Annotated in this window: 9 protein-coding genes and 1 pseudogene; 4 read left to right on the top strand and 6 right to left on the bottom strand. The window is 62.2% G+C overall.

The features are described from left to right. Positions 1 to 6: 6 nt before the first annotated feature. Positions 7 to 1,508: pseudogene (gene ppx / locus ACFXS9_RS10520) on the top strand (exopolyphosphatase). Positions 1,509 to 1,529: 21 nt separating this feature from the next. On the opposite strand, the gene ACFXS9_RS10515 reads toward ppx, so the two are convergent. From ACFXS9_RS10515 to ACFXS9_RS10495, 5 genes are all read right to left on the bottom strand, one after another. Next, complete coding sequence (locus ACFXS9_RS10515) at positions 1,530 to 2,954, bottom strand: TRAP transporter large permease subunit (protein ID WP_392688383.1); 1,425 nt, start codon at positions 2,952 to 2,954, stop codon at positions 1,530 to 1,532. Further along, the gene (locus ACFXS9_RS10510; RefSeq protein ID WP_392688380.1) at positions 2,951 to 3,514 is read right to left on the bottom strand and encodes a TRAP transporter small permease subunit; all 564 of its coding nucleotides are present in this window, start codon (positions 3,512 to 3,514) and stop codon (positions 2,951 to 2,953) included. Before ACFXS9_RS10510 ends, ACFXS9_RS10515 begins: the two co-directional genes overlap by 4 nt. A gap of 103 nt (positions 3,515 to 3,617) precedes the next feature. Next, the gene (locus tag ACFXS9_RS10505) at positions 3,618 to 4,724 is read right to left on the bottom strand and encodes a TRAP transporter substrate-binding protein (protein WP_392688378.1); all 1,107 of its coding nucleotides are present in this window, start codon (positions 4,722 to 4,724) and stop codon (positions 3,618 to 3,620) included. Between the two features lie 332 nt (positions 4,725 to 5,056). Beyond that, entirely contained in the window at positions 5,057 to 6,010 is a 954-nt protein-coding gene (locus ACFXS9_RS10500; RefSeq protein WP_392688376.1) for an alpha/beta fold hydrolase, read from the bottom strand. Between the two features lie 21 nt (positions 6,011 to 6,031). Next, positions 6,032 to 7,327 (bottom strand): NAD(P)/FAD-dependent oxidoreductase, encoded by a 1,296-nt coding sequence (locus ACFXS9_RS10495; RefSeq protein ID WP_392688374.1) that lies wholly within the window; start codon positions 7,325 to 7,327, stop codon positions 6,032 to 6,034. Between the two features lie 437 nt (positions 7,328 to 7,764). Between ACFXS9_RS10495 and ACFXS9_RS10490 the strand changes: the two genes are divergently transcribed. From ACFXS9_RS10490 to ACFXS9_RS10480, 3 genes are all read left to right on the top strand, one after another. After that, positions 7,765 to 9,873 (top strand): methyl-accepting chemotaxis protein, encoded by a 2,109-nt coding sequence (locus ACFXS9_RS10490; RefSeq protein ID WP_392688371.1) that lies wholly within the window; start codon positions 7,765 to 7,767, stop codon positions 9,871 to 9,873. A gap of 561 nt (positions 9,874 to 10,434) precedes the next feature. Beyond that, positions 10,435 to 10,755, top strand: a complete 321-nt coding sequence (locus tag ACFXS9_RS10485; RefSeq protein ID WP_392688369.1) for a hypothetical protein — start codon at positions 10,435 to 10,437, stop codon at positions 10,753 to 10,755. Between the two features lie 134 nt (positions 10,756 to 10,889). Further along, positions 10,890 to 12,197, top strand: a complete 1,308-nt coding sequence (locus ACFXS9_RS10480; protein WP_392699717.1) for an amidohydrolase family protein — start codon at positions 10,890 to 10,892, stop codon at positions 12,195 to 12,197. Positions 12,198 to 12,341: 144 nt separating this feature from the next. Here the strand turns inward: ACFXS9_RS10480 and ACFXS9_RS10475 are convergent, their stop codons facing one another. After that, a complete protein-coding gene (locus ACFXS9_RS10475; RefSeq protein ID WP_392688367.1) occupies positions 12,342 to 12,953 on the bottom strand; it encodes a class I SAM-dependent methyltransferase in 612 nt (203 codons plus the stop codon). Positions 12,954 to 12,970 lie beyond the last annotated feature (17 nt).

Here is a 12,970-nt window from a genome sequence, read left to right as displayed (position 1 = left end):
GCCGCTGTGAAGCGGCCGCGCAAGCGCGCTTCCAGCGTCGCCGTCATCGACATCGGTTCGAACTCGGTTCGTCTCGTCGTCTATGAGACGATGGCGCGCAGCCTCGTCACCATCTTCAACGAAAAGGCGCTGTGGGGCTCGGCCGCGAGGTGCAGAGCACCGGCCTGTTGGCCGAGGATGCGGTTACCAAAGCGCTGACGGCGCTACGGCGATTTCGCGCGCTGTGCCGCATCCAGCAGGTGGAGCGCGTCTTCGCCATCGCCACCGCCGCCTGCCGCGACGCCAAGAACGGTCCCGACTTCATTGCCAAGGCGGAGCGCATCTGCGGCGCGCCGATTCAGATCCTGTCCGGTCCCCGCGAGGCAAAACTGTCCGCGCTCGGCGTCATCTCCGGCATCCACAATCCCGATGGCATCGTCGGCGACCTCGGCGGCGGTTCGCTCGAACTGATCGATGTGGAGAAAAACCGGGTCCACAGCGGCGTCACGCTGCCGCTGGGAAGCCTGGCGTTGCAGGATCTCTCGGAGAAATCCTTGAAGCGCGCCGAGCGCATCGTTCGCGACGATCTGTCCGGCGTCGCCCAGCTCAAGGCCGGCTATGGCCGCACCTTCTATGCGGTCGGCGGCACCTGGCGCGCGCTGGCGCGTATTCACATCGTCCAAAGCGGCTATCCGCTACGCGTGATGCACGGCTATTCATTACCTGCCGCCGACGCGCTCGATTTCGCCCGCCGCCTGCGCCGGCTGGCGGCCGCCAACATGCTCGCGGACATCGAAGTCGTCGCGGATGCACGGCGCCCGCTCCTGACCTATGCGGCGCTGGTGCTCGAATACATCATCCGCGTCGGCCGGCCGAAGACGATCGTGTTTTCCACCTTCGGGGTCCGCGAGGGCCTGCTCTACGAAATGCTGCCGCCGCAGGAGCGCGCCAAGGACGGATTCATCTGCGCAGCCCAAACCCTGAACGGACTGTTGTCGCGCTCCGCACGCCACGCCGAGGAACTGGTCGCATGGACCGATCGGCTGGTGCGGGTCGTGAAGCTGCGCGAGACCGAGGAGGACCGCCGCCTGCGCCACGCCGCCTGCCTGCTTTCCGATATCGGATGGCGCGTGCACCCCGACCACCGCGGCGAGGAAACGCTGAGCCTGATCACCAACGGCAATTTCGGCTCGATCAGCCATCAGGGCCGCGCCTTTGTCGCGCTGTCGGTGTTCTATCGCTATGCGGGCTTAAGCGAAGAGAACGAGCCGCCGGAACGCGTCCGCGGGCTGGTGCCGCCGGCGATGGATGAGCGTGCGCGCCTTCTCGGCGCGGCGTTCCGCGTCGCGCACCTGATAACGGCGGCGCGCACCGGTGTGTTGCCCGCGACGCATTTCCGCACCAACGGCCGCAAGCTGATGTTGGTGTTCGAGCATCGCATGGTCGATCTCGTTGCCGACCGCGTCGGCAGCCGCTTCAAGCAACTGGCGCGGCTCGTCGGGCGCGCCGGATCGATCGTGCGAAAGTAAGACGGACGCAACAACATCCGGCTACTTCTTTTTTGGTGTCGACCAGTCTTCGTCTTCCAAGGACGGGGCCCGCCTCTGCTGCTCCAGGATTTTCTTGTACTCCTCCGGGATCACCTGACTGCGCGACGCCTCGTGCAGCGTGTGCGGGAACCAGGTCGCAATGCCGGGGAAAGCAATCATCAGCCCAACGCAGATCACCTGCAGGATCATGAACTGGAACATGCCGGCGTAAATCGTCGCGAGGCTCCAGCCCTTGACCACTTGCTTGAGATAGTACGCTGACATGGCAACCGGCGGCGAAAGAAAGGCGGTCTGCAGCACCACCGCAACCAGCGCGCCGAACCATATGAGATCGATGCCCATGCCCTTCACGACGGGATAGAAGATCGGCAGGAACACCAGGATGATGGCTGGCCATTCGAACGGCCAACCCAGCAGGAAAATGAGCACGAGCACGACGATCAGCATAAGGCTGGGCGGCAACTGGAGGCCGAGCATCGTCTCGGTGATCCAGTTCGCCGAGCCGAGGCGAGCGAACACCGCACCGAAAATATTCGACGTGACCGCGAGCAGCAGCACCATGCTCGATGTCGCCATCGTCGAGATCAGCGCGCGCTGCAGTCCGCCGAGCGAGAACCTGCCATATGCGATGGACAGGATCAGCGCGCCAACGCTGCCGATGCCGGCAGCCTCCGTCGGTGTCGCAAGCCCCCCGATGATCGAGCCGAGCGTCGCTGTGATGAGCCCGAGCAGGGGCAGCGTGCCGATAATCACCTCGCGCGCAATGTACCACGCAGAATAGATCCGCTCGTCCATTGGCACCGGCGGCCCGAGCTTGGGATTCAGGAAGGCGCGGCCCATCAGATAGGCGATGTAGAGGCCGGCCAGCAGGAAGCCCGGCCCGAAGGCTGCGGCATAGAGATCGGCGACCGACACCCCGAGCACCGGCCCCATCACGATCAGCATCACCGACGGTGGAATGAGAATGCCGAGCGTGCCGCCCGCGGTGATGGTGCCCGCTGAAAGCTTGGCGTCGTAACCCGCCTTCGTCATGATCGGCGAGGCCATGATGCCAAGAACGGTGACCGCTGCTCCAACGATGCCTGTCGCCATCGCGAACACCGTCGAGGTCAGGATGACCACGAGGAAGAGCGCGCCGCGCACCGGCGCAAGCAGCATGCGGAACGCCGTAAAAAGGCGCTCCATGAGACCCGCCTGCTCGGTGATGAAGCCCATGAAGATGAACAGCGGCACGGCGGCCAGCAGTTCCTCCTTCATCATTCCGATGGTCTGGAAGTAGCCTAGTTCGAAGACCGTTGAGCCCATGCCCCAGTAGCCGAACGAAAAGGCGAGAAACAGCAATGTGAACGATATCGGCACGCCGATAAAGATCGCTCCAAGCAGGACCAGAAGCATGATGAGGCCGATCAGCGCTTCTGCGGTCATATCTCGACCTTCTCCTTGTGCTCGAGCTCGACACCGGTGCGCATCATGTAGATGCTCTTGATCAACTCGGACACGCCCTGGATGAGCAGCAGGAAGCAGGCGAGTGGCACGACGAACTTGAACGGCCACAGCACGGGTCGCCATGGTGTCTGGTCCGAGGTCTCGTTGATCTGAAAGGCGTAGTGAAATTCGTTCCAGCTAATCAGCAACAGCATGATCAGGCTTGGGAAGAAGAAGACGATATAGGAGATCGTATCGATCCAGCCCTTCCTGCGGACGGAGAACTTCTCCCAGAAGAAGTCGGTGCGGATGTGAGCGCCCTTGTGCAGCGCGTAAGCGGCGCCGAGCATGAACAGCGAGCCGTAGAGCATGTAGGTTGCGTCGTAGGCCCAAATGGTCGGCGCGTTGAACAAATAGCGCGCTGTAACCTCGTAGGCGACGGCCAGAACAAGCGGCACCGCCAGCCACGAGATGATCGTGCCGGTCCAATCCGTGAAGCCGTCGATGATCCGGATTATGGCCAGCAGCGCCGGCGACTGTCTGTCAGTTATCTCAGCCATCCCTCCCCCTACCGCCGACGCCGGTGCGGCGCGCCTTGCGGCGCGACGCAGGCCGGCTGCGCGTGAATGGGGCGGCCGAAACCGGCCGCCCTCGGACGAAGCCCTATTTCTCGACGGGGAAGTAGTAATTCGCCATGAAGGAGTACGGCGGGAAATAGGACCGCTTGTACGGCACCACGGCGCTGGCATAGGCCTTCTGCGAGTCGTGCACCTTCTTGAAGAACGGGTTCTTGGCGCCCTCGGCCGCCGCGATCTCGTCCCACTTCTTGATGAAGGTCAGCAGGATCTCGGTCGGCGTGCGCAGGATCTGTACGCCGTGCTTCTGCTGCATCTCGGTCAACGCATCGGCGTTCTGGCGCTGCCACTTGGTCCACCAGACGAGGAATGTCTCGTTGGCCGCCGACTTGATGATCTCCTGGTGTTGCGGGCTGAGCTCTTTCCACACATCGCCGTTGATCACGATTTCGCCGACCGTCACGTTCTCATGCAGGCCGGGCGAATAGTGGTACTTCCAGACGTTGTGGAAGCCGAGCTGCATGTCCTCGATGCCGCCGACCCATTCCGCGCAATCGATCACGCCGCGCTGCGCGGAGGGAATGATCTCGCCGCCCGGCATGTTGACCACCGTGAAGCCGAGCGCCTGCCAGACTTCGCCCGCCATGCCGGTCTGGCGGCACTTCATTCCCTTCATGTCCTCGACCGTCTGGATCGGCTTCTTGAACCAGCCGAAAGCCTGCGGCCCAGCAGGCAGGATGGGGAATACGACGACGTTGAGCTTGAGCTCCTTCTGATAGAACTCGTTGTACAGATCGAGGCCGCCGCCGTGATAGAACCAGCCCATCACGTCCATGTAGTCCATGCCGAACGTGCCGCCGGGACCGCCGGTGAACAGAATCGCGGTCTTGTTCTTGCCGGTCCAGTAGCCGGCCCACGCATGCGCGCCGTCGAGCACCTTCTTGTTGGTCGCGTCCAGCACCTCGAACGCCGGCACCACCTGGCCGGCAGGCATCGCCTCGATCTTCAGCGCGCCGGCCGATAGTTTGTTCACCCGCTCTGCGAAATAGGTGAAGTTATCATAGAGCGTAAGCGACGCCGGCCATGTGGCCTGCATCTTCAGCACCTTCGTCTGCGCCATGACTGTAGTGGTGGATCCGACAAACGCCGATGCGATCAGGGCAACGGCGGTTAATCCCAGAAACAAGCGTTTCATGAGTCCTCTCCTCCCTTGGACAACGTGACCTTGGCGATCGCTTTTCTTCGTTTCTTCTCAGTCGCCAAGCTTGAAACCACGTCTGCCACCATTCTGCCACCATCGCCTCAGGTTGTCATCTTGCTTTCTGACTGCAGCAAGCGCCGGCAGACTGCTGCAGCGTGGCTGTGCTTTTGCGCGGAGTCGCGCTGATGGATTTTACCGCTGCTTGTTGCACCGCACGATCCTCCTGCCTACGTCAGTCGACTTCGAGCAGCCGGCTCTCGATGCTGCAGCGGCCGCCAGCACCACTTAGACGATCCAATGTCTTGTCGCGCGAGGCGCCGACCGCGCTACAGCCCCCGCACGAACGCCTCGAGCGCCGCGTTAGTCTCCTCTGGCGCCTCCTGCTGCACCCAATGTCCGATACCGGGGATGATGGTGGAGCCGCGGAAATCGGAGCAAGCAACGCCGGGGTCGGCATAAAGATCCACGCCCGGGACGAAGGCGCGCACTGGATCACGCTCGCCGGCGATGAAGGCCGATGGCTGCTCAATACTGCGTCCGCTCAATTCGGCCAGCTCGGCAAAGTCGAGTGTCTGTGCGCGGTATCGGTTGAGTGGACCGCGAAAGCCGCCGGCCCGAAACGCTTCGACATAGACCGCCAGATCGGTCTCACTCATCCAGCCTGGAAAGGGCTGCGGATCGACGAGCCCATCCAGCAGCCGTGCCTCCGCCGGCTTCGGCTCGAGCCACTTGTTGTGAGGCGCAGCCCCGGACAGTGCAAAATACACCTTGCGCAGGGCACCGGCGATGTCCGTCTCCAGTTCGGCCTCCGCCACGTCCTCTTGCTGGAAATAGATCTGGTAGAAGAAGCGTCCCTTGTAGATCGATCGCGCAAGTTCGATGAAAGGCACGGGTCCGCGCGGACGGAACGGCACGCTCAGACCAGCCACCGCCCTGATTTTGTCGGGGTGAAGGAGCGCCGTGTGCCATACGATGGGCGCGCCCCAGTCGTGGCCGAACAGAACGGCCGGGCCATCTCCCATATGCTCGATCACAGCAACGACGTCCGAGGCGAGATGACGTAGCGTGTATGCCGTGATCTCTCTCGGCTTGGAGCTCCGTCCGTAGCCGCGCACGTCAAGCGCGGCTACCCTAAAACCTCGCGCCGCAAAGTGCGCGATCTGGTGCCGCCAGGAGTACCCGAGCTCCGGGAATCCATGTACGCAGACAATCAGCGGGCCCGAGCCGCTGACGGCCACGTTGAGCTTGATCGCTCCGTTCGGCACGGTGACAAAGTCCATCGCGGTCCCCCACATTGCCCGTCATATTAGCGACATCACGCGCGCCGCGAGCGCTGGCTCACGCAGCGCAGCCTGCGGCTTGAGGAGCTGCGAGACTTCTACGGTCAGCCGGTGCACCTCGGGATCCTGCGCGGCGAGCTTCGTCAAAGCCATACCATATTGCAGGCGCTGCGCGAGATCGGCGGGCCGCACGCCGCGCGTGGCGGGATAGACAAAATCGCTGACGGCAACGCCCCATGGCGTCGCGATGGTGTCCTGGATGGCAGCGAAGAAGTCACGCGCCAGGCGCTCCATGGGGGCATCTTCTGTCAACAACCGGTCCAGGATCACGGCTTCCTGCGCTGCCACGCTCATACCCTGGCCGAACACTGGATTGAAGCGGCAGAGGGCATCGCCCGTCGCAAGCAGCCCCGCCGGAAAAGACTCGAGGCGCTCGAAATGTCGCCGCGTGCTGCAAGGCAACTGGTAGCGGACGATATCAGTCAGCGGGCGCGCGTCCCTGACCGCGTCATAGATCGTCGGGGTACGCAGGCTCCTGACGAAATCCATAAATCCCGCACGGTCGCCCGGAGGCGTGTCGCCATGATTGCCTCCGATGGAAAGCAGCCATCGCTGCTTTTCGATTGGAAACAGGAACGCGCCGCGGCTGCTGCCCGGTGCAGACGGCAGAATGATATTGCCCAGCCAGTCGGCATCGTGATCGAGCCGCTCGACAATGGTGCTCGCATAGGCCTGATCAATGCCGATCTCGGTTTCTTCGGGCTTCTGCAAAGAAAGCTCTTCGAGCAGTTGCAGCGTCAGGCCGCCGCGGCCAGAAGCTTCAACTACCAAGTCAGCTTCCATCGTCACAGCACGACCATCTTCACTGTCGCAACAAACCGCCTCGATCCGCGTTGCATCACGCGATGCGACAAGCCTGGTTACGCGGGAACGTACGCAAATGCCTATGTTCGGGGTTTTCTGAATGCGTCGTCGAGTAACAGCTTCGAGCAATGGGCGCGACATGCTGAAAATATCGAAGCCGAGATCGCGAACGGGGAATGGGTCGAATCCGGGGCGCTCGAACCGGAGGTCCTTCCCGGCGCGGATCTTCACTGCGCCGGCTCCCGCCAGATCCTTCTCAAAGCCCGGAAACAGAGTCTGCAGGGCCCTCAGCCCGCCCGCGAGCAGCATGTGGGCATGCTGGGCCTGCGGCGTGCCGCTACGGGGCGCGGGCTCGGCGGGAAGCACGTCCCGCTCGATGACCGTGACTTTCCTGAAATGCCTGGAGATCGCCTGAGCAGCCGTAAGCCCGGCCATGCCGGCGCCAATAACCACGGCATGATTTCTTGTAAAATCTGACACGTGTTCCTCCTGGAAAGGAGTACGTCGATGTGATCGGAAAAAATTCAAAAGGCCACGTACGCCCGACGCAGTTGCTCGGACCGACCAAGCTTATCTGATCTTTTTTGGGGCAATAGTGAAAGGCGTCACAAGTTTGGGGTGGGAGCCTGCCACCAGGAGGTGACTCTTTGGGTCATCGCATCGCTTTCGATCGTCGGAGCTTCGTCCTCGCGCGGCATGCTGCCGACCCTGTCCGCGCCTGCAACTTGAGGGACGTGGCTTGTCCGAACGAGTATCAGAAAATGTCGAAAAGGCTTTCAAGACAGTACTTTGGCATTACAACCCAGTGCTCCAGTTAGCGGCTTGGTAACGGCCGGCTGGTAGTAACGAAGAGGCCGTCATCAAGGGGCCGCCAGCCGGAAGGTATCCCCATGCACTCGAAGCGCGAGGCCCTTTCGGGCACGCTCACCGTCAAGACCACCCTCGCCGTGATCGTCGGGGTGCTCGCGGTACTGGTCCTGATCTCCTGCGCCATTACCGGCGCAGATGCCTGGCGCAGCTACACGGCCGCCGTCCGCGTTGCCGAGGTGAATGCAAACGCCGATCACCTGCTCAAGGGATTGGAGAACATTCAGCTTGAACGCGGACAGACCAATACGGCACTGCAGGCCCCTGCTCCGGCAAATGCTCAGACCGGCGAAGTGATCCAGAAGCGCCGTTCGCAGGGCGATGCCGTGCTGGCCCCGGCGCTCCGGCAGATTGCCGCCACCGCGACGCCGGAAGGCAAGAAGCTGATTACCGACGTCGAGCAGGCCTATGAACGTGTCAGGCAGCTCCGCCGCAGCGCAGATTCCGCCCTTCAAGTTCCGAAGGAGCAGCGCGATGCCGAACTGCTCAAATCCTGGTACCCGGCCGTCTCTGACCTCCTGACCCGGATTCAATCGCTCTGGACCATTGCCTCGCGCGAAATCAGCAGGGAAGACGCCATCGTCGGCGAGCTTACGATGGTCAAGCAGAGCGCTTTCCTGATGCGCGAATATGCCGGCCGCGAACGCGCCGTTCACGCCGGCAATATCTCGGCCGGCCGCGCGCTATCGACCGAGCAGCAGCGTGACATCGCCAATTGGCGCGGGCAGGTGCAGTCGAACTGGCAGACGATACGCGATCTAACCGCCGGTGCGGCGTCGCCGCTTGTCTCTGCCGTTGCCGCCGCCGAGCAAAACTTCCTCGGCAATTTCAAGGCTCAAACCGATACGATCTACAAGGCAGGCATCGCGGGCGCCGGTTATCCGATGACGGTGCAGCAATGGTACGACGCGTCGAACCCTGCGCTGGAATCCATCGTCCGGATCAAGGATGCCGCGGTCGACGTCACCAATGTCCACGCGGCGGCCAAGGCTGCGGCGGCAAGAACCCAGCTCATTCTCGTCGCCCTCGTCACGCTGCTCGGTATCGTTGTCGGCATGGGGTCGATCTGGGTACTGTCCCGGCGCGTGATCCGTCCCCTGACCGCCATGACAGCCGCCATGCAGCGCCTTGCCGGCGGCGATCTGTCGATCGACATTCCTGCGCAGGCGCGGGCTGATGAAGTTGGCGAGATGGCACGATCGGTCGCGGTCTTCCGCGACAATGCTGTCAGGGCGAACGCACTGGCTGCCGAACAGCGAGCGGAACAACAGAAGAAAGAGCAACGTCAACAGGTGATGGAGACGCTGACTTCAGGCTTCGACCAGAGCGCCAGCCGCGTGCTCGATGCCGTCGCGACATCGATCGTCGAAATGCGCGCCACCGCCGAAAGGATGGCAGCGGTCGCAACCGAAAATACCAACAAGGCCTCGGCCGTAGCATCGGGCGCGCAGGAAACGTCGAGCAACGTCCAGACGGTGGCCACCGCCACGGAAGAACTGTCCGCGTCCGTCACCGAGATCAGCCGGCAGGTCAGCCAGTCGGCGGCGATCGCGGCAAAGGCCGTGCAGGAAGCACAGGGCACCAACGCCGAAATTCAGGGCCTCGCGGCGATGGCGCAGCGGATCGGCGACATCGTCAAGCTGATCAACAACATCGCCTCGCAGACCAATCTGCTGGCGCTCAATGCCACCATCGAAGCGGCGCGTGCCGGCGACAGCGGCAGGGGCTTTGCCGTGGTCGCGGCCGAGGTCAAGAGCCTGGCCGAGCAGACGTCAAAAGCCACCGAGGAGATCGCCTCCCAGATATCGGCGATCCAGGGAGCCACGCAGAAATCCGTCGTCTCGATCGAGGCGATCGGCAAGACCATCGGCGAAATCAGCGAGATCGCAACAACCATCGCCTCTGCCATCGAGCAACAGGGCGCGGCGACCCAGGAGATCGCGCGCAATGTGCAACAGGCTGCGGCCGGCACCCAGGAAGTGTCAGCCAATGTCGGCGGCGTCACCGAGGGCGCGGCAGCCACTGGCGCAGCGGCAAGCCAGGTCGAGACCGCCGCCGGCAATCTGTCGCGGCAGTCGCAGCAATTGCGCGAGCAGGTCGACGCGTTTCTTGGTCAGGTGCGCGCGGCATAGCCTGGCTAGTCTTATTGCGCATGTGTCCCTCATGGTGAGGAGCGCCAACGGGTCCGCGCGTAGCGCGGCCCGATGACAGGCTCCGCGCGTCTCGGGACGATGCTTCGCATCGCCGGGAGAACCATGAGGCCTCGTCTGTGGCCTACATTCTTCGAGACGTCCGCTCTGCGGGCTCCTCAGAATGAAGGGATCGAGCAGCTATGACGCATTAGGACTAGGCCGTGTACTCATAATCGGGGCGCTTGGGTCAGGCACGCCTGATGTCCGCTTGTCGCCATTAGCAGCGGAGTAGCGGACGTCGCCGGAGGTCGCAGAAGGGCCAATGGACTAAAACCCTTCACAATAGCAGACGTGTGCTCCAGAAAGGTCACCGCCCCTCACCGACACTTGAGCTTGTCCGGACCGGCTTCGGCACCTTTCTTGAGAGCACTTTTGCATACGAAACGCATCAATGGTCGGCGGACCTGCACTATTGCCAAGCGGAAACATCCCGATATAGTAGCAGTGATTAACGAGCGCAACTCGGTCGCGCAATAGCGCCGCGATATTGGAGAATGCTCGATGAACAAAATGCTCGCCGTTTTGTTGGGGGCCTCATTCCTCAGTTTGGCTGAGTTGCTTCCTCCCGTCATTCCCAACGCAGTTGCGCAAAGCGTTACTATCGATCGCGATGGTGTTCGCATCGATCGCAGAGGACGCATTGATCGGCAGGACGCAATACGAATCGCGCGACGCAATGGTGTCGATCGCATCCGGAACATCGACAGGCGCGGCAGATACTGGGTCGTCACTGGCGAAACGCGCCGGGGGCGCGACATCTTAAGGCTAACGATTGACGCAAGAACCGGCCGAGTGGTTGGACGCCGCTCCATACATCGCTGAAAAGTCAAGCACACCCATTTGCACTACGCGGCAATCCTATTGTCCCGCATATACCTTGTCCGATCCGCCGTTCGTGAGGCTCAAATGGACTCAAGTATTTCTGCCGCTTGGTTGCGGTACAGATTTGTGCGCTGGTGCTCCCGACAGGTGCAGCGCAAGCCCAGCAAGTAAACCACGCGACGACGCTCTTCAACAATGTCAGGGTCTTCGATGGCAAGCGCCCAACTCTGTCCGAACCGACAAACGTTCTGGTTCGAGGTAATTTGATCGAAACAATTTCTCAGACACCGATCCCGGTCGATAGAAGCGCCGCCACGACGGTGATCGAGGGAGGCGGACGCACGCTGATGCCCGGCCTGATCGACGCGCATTGGCACGCGGCGTTGATCCGGGTGACGCCCGCACAGTCGTTCGGCGACGTCGGCTACCTCAATCTCTTGGCTGGCAACGAGGCGACCGACACTCTGATGCGCGGCTTCACTACTGTTCGCGACGTCGGCGGGCCGGTGTTCGGTCTCAAGAACGCCATCGACGAAGGCGTCGTCAAGGGCCCGCGGATTTATCCGTCCGGAGCCGTGATCACTGTCACGAGCGGGCACGGGGATTTCCGCCAGCTCACCGATCTTCCACGAACGATCGGCGGCATGCTGACGCGGATGGAGCAGACCGGCGGCGCGATGGTTGCGGACAGTCCCGACGAAGTGCGCCTGCGCGTCCGCGAACAGCTCATGCAGGGGGCCTCCCAAGTCAAGTTGACGGCAGGCGGCGGGGTGTCGTCCCCATTCAGCCCCATCGATGTGACCACCTTCACCGGGGCGGAAATGCGCGCGGCGGTTGAGGCGGCTGATAATTGGGGCACGTACGTCACCGCGCATGCCTTTACGCCACATGCGATCCAGGTGGCTGTTGCAGCCGGCGTGAAGTGTATCGAACACGGCATGCTGATGGACGAAGCAATCGCCAAGCTGCTCGCCGAAAAGGGCATCTGGTTAAGCATGCAGCCGCTCCCCGAGGACTTGAGGCTGGGCTTTCCTGTGGGCTCAGTCCAGCGCGCCAAGGCAGATGAGGTCTGGCCCGGTATAGGCCGGACCTACGAACTCGCGAAGAAGTACAAGATCAAGACAGCGTGGGGCACTGACGTCCTGTTCTCTGCCGCGTTGGCACGGCAACAGGGGGCGATTCTGGCCTCGCTCACTCGCTGGTACGCCCCGGCCGAAGCACTTATCATGGCAACCTCGACCAACGCCGAGCTGCTGGAACTCTCCGGAAAACGAAATCCCTATCCGGGAAAGCTCGGCGTCGTGCAGCGGGGGGCGCTAGCCGATCTCTTGCTCGTCGATGGCAACCCGTTAGACAATATCAGCCTCATTGCCGATCCCATCACCAACTTCAAGATCATTATGAAGGACGGTACGATTTACAAGAATACTCTGGCCAAGTGAGGATGTGCTGAGCTGGCTTTCCTCGGCTATCAGCTAGGCGGTCGCGACAATCGGCATTCTTTGCCGCGTCGCTCTCATCGCGTGGGCAACCTTCATCCAGCTTGCGTCAATCACGCTGTGGCTGCGCGTTAATGAGTCCACGCCCTAGTTCGGCCGGGCGCTGCCTTCATACATGAAGGTCATCGCCTTCGGTCCTGGCATATAGCCGGTCTCCACCCGATCAATCCTGAAGCCTGCTGCTTCGATCATCGTGCTGATCGGTCGATTGAGGTGACAGCCGCCGCTGATGCATTTCCAGGCCGGCGTCAGCCAGTCCTGCCATCGCCTTACATTCTTGTCCGGCGCCATGCCGTGCTCCACGAACAAGAGCCTGCCGCCAGGGCGAAGCACGCGCCGCATTTCGGTGAGCGCCATCGCGGCATCCGGAATGCTGCACAAGGTCCAGGTCGTCACCACCGTATCGACGCTCCGGTCATCGAGCGGAATGGCTTCCGCCGAAGCCTCGATGAAGTTGACCGGCGTACCGGGATGCAGAGCATCGAGGGCCATTGCGATGAGCTTCGGGGCCGGCTCCAGCGCCAGGAGCTCTCTCACCGGCGGCCGATAGAACGGCAAGTTGCGGCCCGAACCGATCCCGATCTCGAGCACGCGCCCCTCGGCCGCGCCGATCACCCGCTCACGATATGGCCGAAGCTGCTTGTTTCGCATCGCAAGATCGCAAACCCTCGGCAGGATAATGTCGTTGTAGAAGCCCATGCCTCGTCTCCATCAGT

It is taken from the genome of Bradyrhizobium sp. RDI18 (genome assembly GCF_043203335.1).
GTDB lineage: Bacteria > Pseudomonadota > Alphaproteobacteria > Rhizobiales > Xanthobacteraceae > Bradyrhizobium > Bradyrhizobium retamae.
This window is presented reverse-complemented; position numbering and strand designations above follow the sequence as displayed.